This window comes from Arthrobacter sp. 9MFCol3.1 (assembly GCF_000620385.1).
Classification (GTDB): Bacteria; Actinomycetota; Actinomycetes; order Actinomycetales; family Micrococcaceae; genus Arthrobacter.
On record NZ_KK211131.1, the window covers coordinates 85,384 to 100,001 of the forward strand.

Genomic DNA, 14,618 nt, shown 5'->3' on the forward strand with positions numbered 1-14,618 from the left:
TCACATGGGTACCAGTGGGAAAGTCGCCATCGGAGCGTTCCTCACTGCCCTGGCACTTCTGGTCCTGACCGGAATCACCCTGCACGAGTGGGTGCTGGTGTGGTTCGTCGGGGCCGCCGCCACGGCCTATGTGGCCTGCGTGGCGGAGGTGGTGGTCCGGCGCCGGCACAAGACTTTGGCCGCGAGCGGGGTCGGCAGCATCCTCTTCATCGCGTTCGGGGTCGCCTTCCTGCGCCAGTGGGGGCTGGCCTTCAACCCCGATCCCGACGCCCTGTCCACGCGCGTCGATTCCGAGCATCCAGATTTGTACTTCTATCTGGCCGCGGCCGCCGGAGCCGTCACCTTACTGTTGCTGTTCGCCGGCACTGTCCTGCCCGGCAGGAGCCACGGCCGGCGTTCCCCGGGCCGGGCTCCGCGGCGCCGCCCGGCGAACGTCGCGCGAGGCGCGGGATCCAGATCCGCGAACCCGCGGCCTTCCGCGCCGCGCCCGACGCCGAGAGGCACCGCCGCCCGCCCGGCGGTTCCGCGGGCGGCTGCCCGGCCCGCGGCCAAGTCGCCGGCCAAGCCCGCGGCGAAGGCGCCAGTCAAGCCCGCGGCGAAGACTCCGGCCAAGGCACCTGCCCCCAAATCACCGGCCCGGGCCTCCGCCCGCCGCTGAGTTCCGCGCACCGCCACCCTGACCGCGGAGCGGCTCAGCTCAGGAGTTTCCGCCCGGAAGCAGCTCAAGTGTTCGGCTCAGAGAGTTAGGCTCAGAGGTTTCGCGGCCGGTCTTCCCGGGGGGCCGCATCCGGGCCCGGGGTGGTGTCGGTCCGGGTGACTTCCTCGCGGCTGCGCTGGTCGGCTGACGCTTGCTGGCCCATGGCTTGCTCGCCGGACGCTTGCTGGCCGGGGACGGGGGTGCCCGCTGCTGGCTCGGCGGTGGCCCGCTCGGCGCGCAAATCCCCACGGGTCGGCATTTGCGCGCTTTCGGCTTCGCGTTCGGAGGTGACCACGTCAGGGTCCACTTCGTCGGCTTTGCGCAGTTGCTCCTGCGCGCCGGAGCGGACGCTTTCGGCCTCCTCCTTGCGGTTGCGGGCCTCCTGCCGCAGCCGCTCGGCCTCGAGGTCGGCCTCTTGGGCGTCGGCCTCGGCACGGGCCGCCTTGGCCTCGCGTTCCCGCGCAGCGAATTCGTCGGCCTTGGCCTGTTCACGCATCTCGGCGGCGCGGTTCCGGTCCGCGGCCACCTTGCGCTTGCGGCTGACCATGACCGCCACCGCCACGATCGCGAGCACCACGACGATGCCGCCAATAATTCCTATGAGCTGCCCTGAATCCACGTTGATCACCTTTTCTCCGGGTTGCAACAGATGCCCCAAAACCACTGGAAAAAACCACATGACTAAACAGCATCAGTAAAGCGCAGATCGGCGCCGGTTGCTATGGATTCCGCAGCCCTCACCGGGCGGACCTGCGGTTATTTGGCGCGGGGGACCTTGAAGTGGGTCAGCTTGGCGTCCTGTCCGTCCAGTTCGGCCCAGGACTTTTCCGTTTCCAGGATGGTCAGCCCGCTGGTCGGATAGCGCGTGGCGGCGTCCATATAGGCATCGTGGTCGGAGTCTCGCGACGCCAGATGCATGGCAAGGTCCTGCACACCGGGCATGTGTGAAATCACCATGAGGGTGGTCACCGTGTCCGGGACATGGTTGATGACGGCCAGCATGCGCAAGGCGGAGGCGGCGTACAGGCCGTCCTCGAGCTTGGGCGTCGGCGCCTTGTCCCCGAGGGCGTGGCACACCCACGTGCAGGTCTGGCGGGTCCGCAAAGCGCTGGAGCAGAGGATGAAATCAGGGACCACGCCGTGCTTGAGCAGCCACTTTCCGGCGACGGGGGCGTCCTTGTGGCCGCGTTCTTCGAGCGGCCTTTCGTGGTCGGCAACCCCGCCGGGCCAATCGGACTTGGCGTGCCGCATGATCACCAGCCGTTTGATGTGATGCGCGCTCATGCCCCAATCCTAGTGCGGTGGCTGGCCCACGGGCGCGCACCCCACCAGCGTTCGCTCAGTCTTCAAGGACAAAGGTCACTTCCAGCACCACGTGCCAGGCAACGACGGCGCCGTCGCTGATTTCGACCTTTTGTTCCTTCACCCATGCCCCCGTGACATTGCGAAGGGTCTTGTTAGCCCGGTCAATGCCCTCCTTGATGGCAGCATCAAACGAGGTCTTGGAGTTCGCGCTCAGGGTAGTAATCCGTGCAACAGACATGTCTTCCTCCCAATAGTCGGCTCAACGGTCCGAGACTACGCCGGCCCCCCGAAAGGCAACAGAGCCCAACCGAAACCACCCCCAGCGGCGACTTCGCCGGATTTGGGGCCGTGCCCGCTTCGCGGTGCCCGCCACGCCGCGGCCCCAAAATCCGGCCTCGCCGCCTCAGCTTCTGAGGCACGTACAAGACAACCCAGCCGCGGAGGCACATGCCCGTCAGCGAGCCCACCCGAAGCCCCGTTCCGGAGAGTGAGGGTGCTGTAGCGCAGCGGCACAACCCGAAAGCGCGCAGGACGGTGTTTTGCGTAGTGCCGCATCGCCGACTGAGGAACGAAGGAGGTGTCTAAGGCACGGCAAATGCCGTGCTGCGCGCGTCAAACGGGCACCACGAAAGCGAAAGCGCCCGCCCCAGTTTAGGGACGGACGCTTTGCGTGGGCTAGAAAGCTAGATCGAATATTCCGGAGCGGCCCAGACAACCACTTCGGGGTGCTCGTAGAACCGGTAGCCCTGGCCGCGCACGGTGCGCACGGTGTTGGCGAGGCGGCCGAGCTTGGAACGCAGGCGGCGGATGTGGACGTCGATGGTCCGCTCGTTCGGGACCTCTTCGGCGTTCCGCCACAGGCCTTCGAGGAGCTCGTCGCGGCCAACGGTGCGGGTGCCGTTCTCCACGAGGTAGTTCAGGAGCTCGAATTCCTTGAACGTCAGGTTCAGGGATTCGCCGTCGAGGTGCACCTCACGGCGGGCGAGGTCGATCAGCACGCCGGAAGGCCGCGGATCCTGCGGCTGCTGCAGGCGGGCGGTCTCGGTGCGCTGGCGGGCCCCTGCGGTGGGGTCGCCGAAGGTCGAGCGGACGACGTCGAGGGCGGAACCCGGGGCACTGGCCGGCGCGACGGCGACGGCGGCGTAGCTTTCGGCGCCGGCCACGAGCGACTGTGCGTAGGCCCGGATTTCCTGGGCAAGCTTGGCGATGGAGGTGCCGGCCGCAGCCGCGGTTTCCTCGTCGATGCCCATGTACAGCACGAAGCCGCGGGCGACGTTGTCACTGGGGGCCGGACGGACCGGGCTGCCGGCGCCCGGGGCGATCACGGGGGTGGGCGCCGTGGCGGGGGCGGGCGGAACGGCACGGAGCTGGCCGTAGGAGTCAGGGTTGTAGCCCTGAGCTGCATATCCGGGGGCGGGGAAGCTGCCCGTGGATCCGGCGGGGGCGAACGCGGAGCGGCCGCCAAAGCCCTGGCGGATCCCGGAGGCCTGGCCGGCCTTGCTGGCGTTACGGACGGAGATGTGGACGTATCCGGATGCAACTGACATGGAATGCTTACCTCAATGTGAATGGCCGTCATCGCGGCTCGAATGCTTCTTTCCCCGCAATGAAATTGGGGAGGGGCGCCCGACTCTGGGCTGGGGGGCGAATGCCTAGAAACCTTTAGGGGTGTAAAAGTTAGGCGTGCATTCGACAACAGCGCATCTCGGTACCAGCGGGTGTGCTGATCCAGGAAGCTGCGGCTGCAGGTGCTGTTGAGTTCTTGTTCACAATTGAAGTGTGCAACGTAACAATGTAAACGTGCAAGTAACAATGGACCCCGGATTCCACATAGTGAGACAGATCAGGGATATGTAGCGCAAGTCACAATTCTGCAGCGGCAATAAAATAACAAGTGTTTTACTGACCGAAAGGTCAGAAAGTGTTTTTTGCCGAATATTATTCGCCCTCAAGTCGCAATGCGGCCGAAATCATTCACAGCACGGCAAGTTGGGCAAAACCGGGTCTGCCCACCGTTCCCTGCGCGGAGGTCCACGGAGTGGGCAGCCGGCATTGCCGCCGGCCGGCACGGCGGCGATGCCGGCAGCGGCGGGTCAGTTCGACTGGCCGGTGGCCGTCGCCGCCATCACCATGACGGAGGCCGCCGTATAGCCGGAACCTTCCTTGGCCGCCACGATCCGCACCGTCCCGCCCGCGACGATGTCCGCCACGCTCAGCTGGGTGCCCGTGCCGCCGGCCTGCTGGCGCCGCTGTTGCAGATTACTCACCACCACGTCGCTGCCCAGCGCATAGCTGCGCGTGAAACCGTCGCTGCTCTTGACCGTCACGGAGGAAGAGCTGACTTCGCTTACTGTGCCCAGCTGCTCGGCCATCGTCGTGTAGGTGCTTCCTTGCAGCACCACGTATTCGGCATGCACGGCCGCCGAAAGCCCGCTGCCCATCCCGCCGGCAGCGAAATCGCCGGGACCGCCCTGCCCCGGCATGCCCCCTCCCCCGAAACCGCCTTGCGCGGAACCGTCTTGTGGGGAACCGTCTTGTGCGGTGCCGGGCAGGCCCGGGGCGAAACCCTGGCCGCCGGCTCCCCCGGCCGCCGCCCCGCCGGCGGCACCAGTGGCTGCCGTGGCACTTGAGGTCAGGGCATAGACGCCTGTTCCGGCGCCGACAGCCAGGACAGCCGCGGCCCCGGCGACGGCGAGCCCCCGCTTGAGGGTCCAGGGCTTCGCCGCCGAGGTCGTCTTGGCGGAAGTTCCCGGCGCGCCCCAGCCTGTGGCCGCCGCAGCCGCGGGAGGCTCCTGCCGGTGCATGCCCCAGGCCGGTTCCGACGCCGGAACCGTCCAGACCGGGGGCGCGCCCCAGCCGGCGGCGGGGCCCGCTGCCGGCTGCCCGGCGTCGTGCTGCCCGGCATCGGTGTGTCCGGTATCGGTGTGCCCGGTGTCGGTGTGCCCGGCGCCGTGCTGCCAGGCAGCGCGGGGCGCGGTCACGGGCGCGGGCGCCGCTGTTGCGCCGGTTGTGGGCGCGGGGGCGGGTACGGGGGCTGGCTCGGGGGCTGGTCCGGAACCGGCTCCGGGATGCTGACCGCTCATGGTGTTTCTCCTTAGGGTGCGGATCGGTGTTCACCCCAGAGTGGTGAGCGATCCTGTGCCTGGGCTGTGCGGGCCGACAGCCGGGCCTGTGACGTTCGGGCCTGACGGGAAAGGGCGGATTGAGCGCGGCCGTCGCCGCCCGTACGGTCCCGCAACGGCGTCCAGCTCGCTAGGCTGGGATTCACAGGTGCCGCACAGGGTCCCCAAAGCCGCGCCTAACCGGCAGATCGGAGAGTTGTCCCATGGCCACTTCGCACTCCATGACCAACAACCTTCCCCAGCTCACGCATCCGGACGGCTCCCCCATCCGTGCCCTCGTGGTGGATGACGAGCCCAGCCTCTCCGAACTCATGAGCATGGGCCTGCGGATGGCCGGATGGTCCGTGGCCGTGGCCGAGGACGGGCCCGGCGCCGTCCGGCTGGCCAAGGAGTTCCGCCCCGACGTGCTGGTGCTGGACGTGATGCTGCCCGGGTTCGACGGCGTCGAACTGCTGAGCAGGATCCGCGCGTTCGCGCCGGAGGTGCCGGCGCTGTTCCTGACGGCCAAGGATGCCGTCCAGGACCGCATCACCGGGCTGGCAGCCGGCGGCGATGACTACGTCACCAAGCCGTTCAGCATGGAAGAGGTGCTGCTGCGCCTGCACCGGCTGGTCCAGCGCTCCGGGGTGGCCGCCATGGACACCGCCGAACTCGTGGTGGGAGACCTCGTGCTCAATGTCGACACCCGCGAAGTCACCCGGGCCGGGGAGGAACTGCACCTGACCGCCACGCAGTTCGAGCTGCTGCGCTACCTTATGGAAAACCCGAAACGGGTCATCAGCAAGGCCCAGATCCTGGACCGCGTCTGGGACTACGACTTCGGCGGGCAGGCGAACATCGTGGAACTGTACATTTCCTACCTCCGCAAGAAGGTCGACGCCAACCACGCTCCCATGATCCACACGGTGCGCGGAGCCGGGTACGTCCTGAAACCGGCGGACTGATCCGTGCCCTCACTTTCCGGCATGACCCGCGTCCCCGGACGCGACTGGCGCAACCCGTCCACGTGGCATTTGCGCACCAGGCTGGTCCTGGTTGCCATGGCACTGCTCGTGGCCATCTGCGGCGCTGTGGGCTTGTTCAGCTACGCCTCCATGGACCTCTTCCTCACCCGGCAACTCGACACCCAGCTGGACCAGGCTTCCCACCGTTCGAGCGAGTTCGGCCGGCCCTCCTCGGACGATTCGGGCAGGCGCCCCGACCCCCTCGAAGCCCGGGGACAGGGCGTCGGGACGCTTAACGCCCGGATAGTGGACGACGAAGTCAGTAGGGCCGGCTTCCTGGCCGGGGACGGCGCGGTCAAGAGCCTCTCCCCCGCCGACAACAAGGTTCTCCTGGCCCTCACCCCAAACGGTGTGCCCGTGGACCGGACCCTTTCGGCCGGCGCCTACCGGCTCACGGCCGCGCGTGCGCCGTACGGCGACGTGATTGTGACCGGACTGCCGCTGGCAGAAAAGCAAAACACCCTGACCTCCCTGGTCTGGACCATGGTGGTGGTGTCCGCAGGCGGGCTCGTGCTGATCGGGCTCGCCGGCACGGCCCTGATCCGGCGGACCATGAAGCCGCTGGAACAGCTCTCCGAGGTGGCCACCAAGGTCTCCCGCCTCCCGCTGGACGCCGGCGAGGTGGCGCTCGGGGTGCGCGTCCCGACGTCGGCAGCCCATCCCGGAACGGAAGTGGGCAGCGTGGGCTACGCGCTGAACAAGATGCTGGACAACGTCTCCAACGCCCTCGAAGCGCGGCAGGAGAGCGAGATGAAGGTCCGGCAGTTCGTCGCCGACGCCTCGCACGAACTCCGCACCCCGCTCACGGCCATCCGCGGCTACACGGAGCTGATGCGGATGACCGAGCATTTCACCCCCGACGGCGAGAGGTCCCTCGCCCGTGTGCAAAGCCAGTCCGAGCGGATGACCACGCTCGTGGAGGACCTGCTGCTGCTGGCGCGCCTGGACGAGGGCCAGCCGCTCAAGATCTCCGACGTCGACCTCACCCAACTGGCCGTCGAGACGGTCAGCGATGAGAAAGTCATGGCCCCGGACCGCATCTGGCAGCTCGAACTTCCGGACGAGCCCGTGGTGGTGCGCGGTGATGCGACCCAGCTTCACCAGGTCCTCGCCAACCTCCTGTCCAATGCGCGCAAGCACACCGAACCCGGGACCAAGGTGGTCACGGGCGTCATGCGTTCGGCTGACGGCAGTGCCGTGGTCACCGTGACAGACAATGGCAGCGGCATCGCCCCGGAATTTATCGGCCGGGTCTTCGCCCGCTTCGCCCGGGCCGACGCCTCACGCACCAATCCGGCGTCGAGTCCCGCAGCCCTCCCCGCCAATTCGGCGGTCGCGACGGCGGGGGTCGGGTCCGGGGCCGCCGCCCGCCCGTCCTCCGGCGCCGTTTCCGGCAGCCGCGGAGGCCAGGGCACGGCGACCGCCGCGCCGACTTCCGAGGGCACCAGCGGGTTGGGCCTGTCCATTGTCCAGTCGATCGTGGAGGCCCACGGAGGAACCGTCGAGGTTACGTCCCGGCCGGGCCGCACGGAGTTCGCCGTGCGCCTGCCCGCCGCGCCGCCGTCGGCATAGACGGCGCGGCCGGCGCCACCGGGACTCTTGGGTGGTCGATCGGCGAACCCGGCGCAACGCGACACCCCGGCACTGTGACTCCTGTTACCAAAATGTGACTTAAGCGGCTGGGTCCTGTAGCGTCTTAAGAGTGCGCCGCCATCGGTGCCGCATATCCGGACGGACGCCAAACTCTGCCGCTTCCCGGATTCCGCTGGACCAGGCAGAGGCGGGGGACCCAGAGTTCCCGGGCATTCTGCATTCATGCGCCCTCGGGGTGAAGCCGACACGTGATATTCCGTGCGGCCGGATGACCTCATCCGAACCCGACAGCTAACTCCGCCGGCGTTGAGAGGCCACCATGACTGAATTCCAGGTACAAACGCGCCCTGACGGCGGTTCGCATTCCCGCTCAGTTGGCGCAGCTAAGTCGCGCCACCGCGCCGAACCGGCCAAACGGGCATCCGCCCTGTCGCGGTTCGCCGCCGGACTCGGTACAACCGGCCGCCGTGCCGGCGTCGTCACCGCCGCGTGCGCGCTGCTGCTGGGTGGCGGCGCCGCCAGCCAGGCGGCAGAGCCGGGCGCCCACACGGCGAACGTTGCGAGCCAGACGGCCACGATCGCGGACCCGCTGGCCAAGCTCAACTTCGAGCGGGTCCAGGTGGCTGGGCCGACCGCTCCGGCGGAAAAGAACGTGGCTCCCGAGATCTCGGAGGTCAAGGCAGCCGAAGCGCTGATCCCCGCCCCCGCTGCTCCCGCCCCCGCTCCGGCAGCCGCCCCCGCACCTGCTCCTGCGCCGGCGGCAGCCCCGGCTCCCGCGGCAGCCCCCGCTCCCGCACCGGCACCCGCACCGGTACCGGCAGCCGCTCCTGCCCCCGCACCGGCGCCGGTCGCAATCGACGATCCTGCCGGGGCGCAGGCCTACGCCGCGTCCCAGCTGGGCCGCTATGGCTGGGCACCTGGCCAGATGCAGTGCCTGCACAAGCTGTGGACCAAGGAATCTGACTGGAAGACCACCGCGACGAACGCCAGCAGCGGCGCCTACGGCGTGGTCCAGTCCCTGCCCGCCACGAAGATGGCGAGCGCCGGCGCCGACTACATGACCAACTACCGGACCCAGATCAACTGGGGCCTGAACTACGTCAAGTCGCGCTACGGCTCCCCCTGCGGCGCCCTGAACTTCCACTACGCACACAACTGGTACTAAACCGGCCCCGCCAAGGAGGCCCCTGATCCACACGGATCCGGGGCCTCCTTGCGTCTCCACGGCCGGAGCAGCCCGACAACCCAGACTTCCACAGCCCCAGCACAGCTTGACCCTAAAGCCCTCATAAGGGCCGCCGGGAAAGTTGAGCCATGACATTCACAGACCAGGCCACAGGAACCCTGCCCCGCACCGCGGCGACGCCGGCCGGCCCGGCGGCACCCAAGACACCCCCGGGGCTTGCGCTGGCCGACGCGCCCGCTCCGGGCCCGTTCGCCGGGGCGCTTACCGGCCCCGGCGCCCGGCGCACAGCCATCGATACGCGCGCAAGCACGCCCCTGCTGGACGTCACCATCCCGGTCTTCAACGAGGAACGGGACCTCGAAGCCTGCCTGCGCCGGCTCCACGCCTACCTGCTCGCCGCCTTCCCGCACTCCTTCCGGATCACCGTGGCGGACAACGCCAGCACCGACGGAACGCTCAAGGCCGCGGAACGCGTAGCCCGCGAGCTACGCGAAGTGAAGGTGGTCCATATGGCCGAAAAGGGCCGTGGAAACGCACTTCGCAAGGTGTGGCTGGCCTCGCCGTCGCCGGTCCTGGCGTACATGGATGTGGATCTTTCCACTGATCTGGCGGCCCTCGGCCCGCTCCTTGCCCCGCTCATTTCGGGGCACTCCGACCTGGCGATCGGGACGCGGCTGACCCGCAACTCCCGCGTGGTCCGCGGTCCCAAGCGGGAATTCATCTCGCGCAGCTACAACTTCCTGCTCCAGGCCCTCATGGGCGCCCACTTCAGCGATGCACAGTGCGGCTTCAAGGCAATCCGGGCAGACGTGGCCCGGCAACTGCTCCCCCACACGCTGGACAACGCCTGGTTCTTCGACACCGAGCTGCTGGTCCTGGCAGAAAAGTGCGGCCTGCGCGTCCACGAAGTCCCGGTGGACTGGACCGACGACCCGGATTCCAGCGTGGACATCGTCCAGACGGCCCTCGCGGACTTGCGCGGCATGGCACGGTTGAGCCGGGACCTGGTCTCGGGCCGGATCCCGGTTCCCGACCTGCGCGCCGCCCTGGCCCGCGGACCGCTGCCGGCCGCCGCCCGGGCCCAGGAACAAAGCCCCGGCGGAAGCCTCTTCGGACAACTCGTCCGCTTCGGCAGCATCGGGGTGGCCTCCACCCTGGCCTACCTGGCGATTTTCCTGCTCTGCCGCGGGTTCATGGACCCGCAGCTGGCAAATTTCCTGGCGTTGCTCACCACCGCCGTGGCCAACACCGCGGCCAACCGGCGCTTCACGTTCGGCATCCAGGGCAGCAGCCAGGCCGCACGCCACCACTTCGAGGGACTGCTGGTCTTCGGCATCGGGCTGGCCCTGACCTCGGGCGCACTCGCCCTCGTTCACGCCGCGTCGGGAGCAGCACCGGACCGCTGGCTGGAACTGCTCACGGTCACCGCCGCCAACCTGGCCGCCACAGCCGTGAAGTTCCTGCTGTTCCGGCTGGTGGTTTTCCGCCACCGGCCCACCGACGCCGTTCCTGCGCCCGGCGCCCCCGATCCTTCCCTCCCCCGCACAGAAAAGGCCAAGTAAATGACGGCAACCATCAGCCCCACCGCCGGAGCCGAGAGCGGTTCCCCGGCCGGCAGCACCCCAGCCGCCCAGGAAAGGCTCCGCCCGGTTCCCGGAGACGGCGAACCGGCGCCCCAGCTGCCCGCATCCCAGGCCCCGGCAGCGCAGGGCCGCCGGGACCGGCTGCTGTTCGGACGGCAGCCCCGCTGGGTGCGGCCCTCGGCAGCGCTGCTCCTGGTGGTCACGGCGGCGTTGTACCTGTGGAATCTGGAGGCCAGCGGCTACGCCAACTCCTTCTATGCCGCGGCGATCCAGGCCGGGACCAAGGACTGGACCGCGCTGCTCTTCGGCTCCCTCGACGCCGGCAACGCCATCACGGTGGACAAACCGCCGGCCGCCCTCTGGATCCCCGCCCTCGCGGGACGGATCTTTGGTTTCTCGGCCCTGAGCATGCTCATTCCCCAGGCGCTCATGGGAGTCGCCGCCGTCGGGCTTCTCTACCTGACCGTCAAGCGGGTGTCCGGGCCGGCCGCTGGCCTGCTCGCCGGCGGCGCCCTGGCGCTGACCCCGGTGGCCGCCCTCATGTTCCGGTTCAACAACCCGGACGCGATGCTCACCCTGTGCCTGGTGCTGGCGGCTTACCTCACCACGCGCGCCATCGAGAAGGCCGGCTGGAAGTGGCTCGCCGCGGCCGGCGCGGTGATCGGCCTGGCGTTCCTGAGCAAGATGCTGCAGGGCTTCCTGATTGTTCCCGGGCTGGCCCTGGCCTACCTGTGGGCGGCGCCCACCACCCTTGGCCGCCGGCTCGTGCACCTGCTGGCCGCCGCCGCCGGGATCGCCGTCGTGGCCGGAAGCTACATTGTGCTCTTCCAGCTGACCCCGGCCTCGGTCCGGCCGTACATGGCGGGGTCGGAGTCCAACAGCTTCCTGGAACTGACGTTCGGCTACAACGGCCTGGGCCGGATCACCGGATCCGGCGGCGGGATGCCGGGCGGGATGCCGGGCGGCAACGCGGGCGGCCCGGGCGGCAGCGGCAACGTCGGCTTCGGCGGCGCCGCCGGGATCACCCGGATGTTCGGGACCAGCTTCGGCGGCGAGGTGTCTTGGCTGCTGCCGGCGGCCCTGACCCTGCTGGTGGCGGGGCTGTGGTTCACCCGGCGCGAGGCCCGGACCTCAAAAACCCGTGCGGCGCTCCTGCTGTGGGGCGGCTGGCTGGTCATCACGGCCGGAATCTTCAGCTTCATGAGCGGCACCGTGCACCCGTACTATGCCGTGGCGCTGGCCCCCGCCATCGCGGCGCTGGCCGGCATCGGTTCCCTGGAACTGTGGCGGGGCCGGGCCTACTGGCCCGCCCGGGTTGTCCTGGCCGTGACGGTGCTGGCCACCTCGATCTGGTCCGCCGTGCTTCTGGGCCGCGATCCGGCCTGGTTGCCGGGGCTCCGGGTGATCATCGTGGTCCTGGGCGTCCTCGCCGCCGCGGCCCTGCTCCTGCGGGCGGACGGCATGGCGGCTCTCCCGGCACGGTTCCGCAAGGCCGCCACGGCCGGCGTCGTGATCCTCTGCCTGCTCGCCGGCGGGCTCGGAAGCACCGCGTGGACGCTGGCGACCGTCGCCCAGCCGCATTCCGGTTCGATCCCGACCTCCGGCCCCACCGCGTCCGCGATGGGCGGCGGCTTCGGGGCCGGCCGGGCCGGCAGTGACGGCCCAGGAAGTGACGGCATGGGCGGCGGCCCCGGCGGGGAAACGTCCTCGGCGGAGCTGACCGTGCTGCTGCAGTCCTCCGGCGCCAAGTGGTCCGCGATTGTCTCCGGCGCCACCCAGGCCGCGAGCCTGGAACTCGCCACCGGCACCAGCGTGATCGCGCTCGGCGGCTGGAACGGCGGCGACCCCTACCCGACGCTCGCACAGTTCCAGGCGATGGTGGACCGCGGCGAGATCGGTTACTTCATTTCCGGCGGCATGGGCGGCATGGGCGGGGGCCGCGGTGGCAACTCCGAGGTCGCCACCTGGGTCGCGGCCAACTACCAGGCCCAGACCGTGGGCAACGCCACGGTCTACAAACTGGGAGCGTAGGCCGCCATGACTGACACCCTGAGCCCGGGCCCCGGCACGGCGCCGGCCGGCACGCCGGGGCCGCCGCAGCCGCAAGTCCCGGAAGGCCGTCGGCGCCTGGAGCGCCCGGCCGCCGGCGGCACCCGCGCCGTCCCTGGCGCCCGGGGGCTGCGGCAGCGGCTGGAACTGGCGGCGCTGCTGCTGGCCACGGCCGTGCTGTACCTGTGGAACCTCGGCGCCTCCGGCTGGGCGAACGCGTTCTACTCCGCGGCGGCCCAGGCCGGGTCCCAGGATTGGACGGCCTGGTTCTTTGGCTCGTCCGACGCCGCCAACGCCATCACCGTGGACAAGCCGCCGGCGTCGCTGTGGGTGATGGGGCTGTCGGTGCGGATCTTCGGGCTGAGCTCCTGGAGCGTCCTGGTGCCGCAGGCGCTCATGGGGATCGGCACGGTCTGGCTGGTTTATCTGGCCGTCCGCCGGGCCGCGGCCCCTGCCACGGCCGACGCCGGCCTGGCCCACCGCGCGGGGCTCCTCTCCGGTGCGGTCATGGCGCTGACGCCAGTGGCCGTGCTGATGTTCCGGTTTAACAACCCCGACGCCCTGCTGGTGCTTGTGATGACCGCGGCCGCCTACGCCGTGTTGCGGTCCATCCAGGACGCGCGCGTGCGCTGGCTGCTGTTCGCCGGGGTGCTGCTGGGCTTCGGGTTCCTCACCAAGCAGCTGCAGGTCCTGCTGGTTGTCCCCGGCTTTGCCGTGGCCTACCTGCTCGCGGCGCCGGCAGCGGCGGGCAGGCGCGTTCTTCACCTGCTCGGCGCCGGGGCGGCGATGGCCGTTGCCGCCGGTTGGTGGCTGGCCGCCGTCGAACTCATTCCGTCGGCGGACCGCCCGTACATCGGCGGCTCGCAGAGTAACTCCATCCTGGAGCTGACGCTTGGCTACAACGGCCTGGGCCGGCTGAACGGGGATGAAACCGGGAGTGTGGGGGGCAGCAACGGCTGGGGCACGCCCGGGCTGTTCCGGCTCTTCAACAGCGAGTTCGGCGGCCAGATCGCCTGGCTGCTGCCCTCGGCGCTGCTGCTCGGAGCGGGGCTGCTCTGGCTGGGCCGCCGCGCGCCGCGCACCGACCCGGTACGGGCTTCAGTGATCATCTGGGGCTCCTGGGTTGCCGTCACCGGGCTGACGTTCAGTTTCATGGCCGGGATCATCCACCCGTACTACATGGTGGCGCTGGCGCCCGGGATCGCCGGGCTCGCCGGGCTCGGCGGCGTCCTGCTCTGGCAGCGGCGGAACCGGCCCGTGGCGGCGGCCGTCCTCGCGGTGGCGATCGTGGCGGCCGGGGCCATGGCCGCCGAACTCCTGGTCCGCACGGCGGCGTACATGCCGTGGCTGCGCTGGGTGGCGCTCCTGGGCGCGCTCGCCGCTGCCGGCCTGGTGCTGGCCGCCGCGGCCCCGGGGGCCAAGGGGACGGGGATGATCGCGTCCAGGACCATGGCGCGGACGACGGCGGCGCTCGCCGTCGCCGCCGCCCTCGCCGGGCCGCTGGCCTACTCGCTGTCCACCGCGTCCACGGCCCACAGCGGCTCGATTGTCAGCGCCGGACCGGCCGTGTCCGGACGGGGCGGGGCCGGGATGCCGCCGGCCCTCGGCGGTGCGGCGGGAGGCGGCTTTGGCGGTGCCACGGCGGCAAACGGCAACGGCACGGGCAACGGGACTGGCGCCGGCGCGGGCATCGGCCGCGGCCAAGGGGCGGGCGGAATGGGCGGCCTGCTCGGGGCCAGCACGCCGTCGGCGGCGCTCGTGACCGCGCTGCAGACAGACGCCGGGGCTCATACGTGGGCCGCCGCCGTCGTCGGATCCAACAACGCCGCCGGCTACCAGCTGGCGACGCAGCTCCCGGTGATGGCCGTGGGCGGGTTCAACGGTACGGACCCCGCGCCGACCCTGGCGCAGTTCCAGCAGTACGTGGCCGACGGCAAGATCCACTACTTCATTGCCGGGCGCCTCATGCCGGGCGAAAGCGGAGCCAACGATGCCGCACAGATTGCCGCCTGGGTGCAGGCCAATTTCACGGCCCAGACGGTGGGTGGGACCAGCGTGTACCTGCTGGCCGGTTAGGCA

The 14,618-nt window shown here is 69.9% G+C and carries 12 protein-coding genes and 1 riboswitch; of the genes, 7 read left to right on the forward strand and 5 right to left on the reverse strand.

Annotation, left to right across the window (positions count from 1 at the left end):
- Nucleotides 1-4: 4 nt before the first annotated feature.
- Nucleotides 5-658 carry a hypothetical protein gene (locus C560_RS22345; RefSeq protein ID WP_051533265.1) on the forward strand — a complete coding sequence of 218 codons (654 nt, stop codon included), beginning with the start codon at nt 5-7 and terminating at the stop codon, nt 656-658.
- Nucleotides 659-749: 91 nt separating this feature from the next.
- Here the strand turns inward: C560_RS22345 and C560_RS22790 are convergent, their stop codons facing one another.
- From C560_RS22790 to C560_RS23465, 5 genes are all read right to left on the reverse strand, one after another.
- Nucleotides 750-1,316, reverse strand: a complete 567-nt coding sequence (locus tag C560_RS22790) for a hypothetical protein (protein WP_155855822.1) — start codon at nt 1,314-1,316, stop codon at nt 750-752.
- 137 nt (nt 1,317-1,453) lie between these two features.
- Nucleotides 1,454-1,981: a SixA phosphatase family protein gene (locus tag C560_RS0117805; protein WP_018774262.1), complete on the reverse strand. Its 528-nt coding sequence runs from the start codon at nt 1,979-1,981 to the stop codon at nt 1,454-1,456.
- Between the two features lie 55 nt (nt 1,982-2,036).
- Nucleotides 2,037-2,240 (reverse strand): dodecin family protein, encoded by a 204-nt coding sequence (locus tag C560_RS0117810; protein ID WP_018774263.1) that lies wholly within the window; start codon nt 2,238-2,240, stop codon nt 2,037-2,039.
- Between the two features lie 445 nt (nt 2,241-2,685).
- Nucleotides 2,686-3,549: a winged helix-turn-helix domain-containing protein gene (locus C560_RS0117815; RefSeq protein WP_018774264.1), complete on the reverse strand. Its 864-nt coding sequence runs from the start codon at nt 3,547-3,549 to the stop codon at nt 2,686-2,688.
- 546 nt (nt 3,550-4,095) lie between these two features.
- Entirely contained in the window at nt 4,096-5,085 is a 990-nt protein-coding gene (locus C560_RS23465) for a hypothetical protein (protein WP_231494388.1), read from the reverse strand.
- A 242-nt stretch (nt 5,086-5,327) separates the two neighbouring features.
- On the opposite strand from C560_RS23465, the gene C560_RS0117830 reads away from it, so the two are divergent.
- From C560_RS0117830 to C560_RS0117855, 6 genes are all read left to right on the forward strand, one after another.
- On the forward strand, nt 5,328-6,068 hold the full coding sequence (locus tag C560_RS0117830) for a response regulator transcription factor (protein ID WP_026539210.1): 741 nt from the start codon (nt 5,328-5,330) through the stop codon (nt 6,066-6,068).
- Nucleotides 6,069-6,089: 21 nt separating this feature from the next.
- Nucleotides 6,090-7,700 carry a sensor histidine kinase gene (locus C560_RS0117835; RefSeq protein WP_026539211.1) on the forward strand — a complete coding sequence of 537 codons (1,611 nt, stop codon included), beginning with the start codon at nt 6,090-6,092 and terminating at the stop codon, nt 7,698-7,700.
- A 181-nt stretch (nt 7,701-7,881) separates the two neighbouring features.
- A riboswitch (cyclic di-AMP (ydaO/yuaA leader) is annotated at nt 7,882-8,041 on the forward strand.
- A complete protein-coding gene (locus C560_RS0117840) occupies nt 8,041-8,886 on the forward strand; it encodes a hypothetical protein (protein ID WP_026539212.1) in 846 nt (281 codons plus the stop codon). Its footprint overlaps the riboswitch before it by 1 nt.
- Nucleotides 8,887-9,035: 149 nt before the next feature.
- Nucleotides 9,036-10,469: a bifunctional glycosyltransferase family 2/GtrA family protein gene (locus tag C560_RS0117845; RefSeq protein ID WP_026539213.1), complete on the forward strand. Its 1,434-nt coding sequence runs from the start codon at nt 9,036-9,038 to the stop codon at nt 10,467-10,469.
- On the forward strand, nt 10,470-12,521 hold the full coding sequence (locus tag C560_RS0117850; protein WP_026539214.1) for a glycosyltransferase family 39 protein: 2,052 nt from the start codon (nt 10,470-10,472) through the stop codon (nt 12,519-12,521).
- Between the two features lie 6 nt (nt 12,522-12,527).
- On the forward strand, nt 12,528-14,615 hold the full coding sequence (locus C560_RS0117855) for an ArnT family glycosyltransferase (protein WP_026539215.1): 2,088 nt from the start codon (nt 12,528-12,530) through the stop codon (nt 14,613-14,615).
- Nucleotides 14,616-14,618 lie beyond the last annotated feature (3 nt).

What these genes read in the sequence shown, in the direction of transcription:
- C560_RS0117830 (WP_026539210.1), top strand. Translation starts at nt 5,328, where the DNA reads ATGGCCACTTCGCACTCCATGACCAACAACCTTCCCCAGCTCACGCAT.
- C560_RS0117845 (WP_026539213.1), top strand. Translation starts at nt 9,036, where the DNA reads ATGACATTCACAGACCAGGCCACAGGAACCCTGCCCCGCACCGCGGCG.
- C560_RS0117840 (WP_026539212.1), top strand. Translation starts at nt 8,041, where the DNA reads ATGACTGAATTCCAGGTACAAACGCGCCCTGACGGCGGTTCGCATTCC.
- C560_RS0117810 (WP_018774263.1), bottom strand. Translation starts at nt 2,240, where the DNA reads ATGTCTGTTGCACGGATTACTACCCTGAGCGCGAACTCCAAGACCTCG.
- C560_RS0117805 (WP_018774262.1), bottom strand. Translation starts at nt 1,981, where the DNA reads ATGAGCGCGCATCACATCAAACGGCTGGTGATCATGCGGCACGCCAAG.
- C560_RS0117815 (WP_018774264.1), bottom strand. Translation starts at nt 3,549, where the DNA reads ATGTCAGTTGCATCCGGATACGTCCACATCTCCGTCCGTAACGCCAGC.
- C560_RS0117855 (WP_026539215.1), top strand. Translation starts at nt 12,528, where the DNA reads ATGACTGACACCCTGAGCCCGGGCCCCGGCACGGCGCCGGCCGGCACG.
- C560_RS0117850 (WP_026539214.1), top strand. Translation starts at nt 10,470, where the DNA reads ATGACGGCAACCATCAGCCCCACCGCCGGAGCCGAGAGCGGTTCCCCG.
- C560_RS0117835 (WP_026539211.1), top strand. Translation starts at nt 6,090, where the DNA reads ATGACCCGCGTCCCCGGACGCGACTGGCGCAACCCGTCCACGTGGCAT.
- C560_RS22345 (WP_051533265.1), top strand. Translation starts at nt 5, where the DNA reads ATGGGTACCAGTGGGAAAGTCGCCATCGGAGCGTTCCTCACTGCCCTG.
- C560_RS23465 (WP_231494388.1), bottom strand. Translation starts at nt 5,085, where the DNA reads ATGAGCGGTCAGCATCCCGGAGCCGGTTCCGGACCAGCCCCCGAGCCA.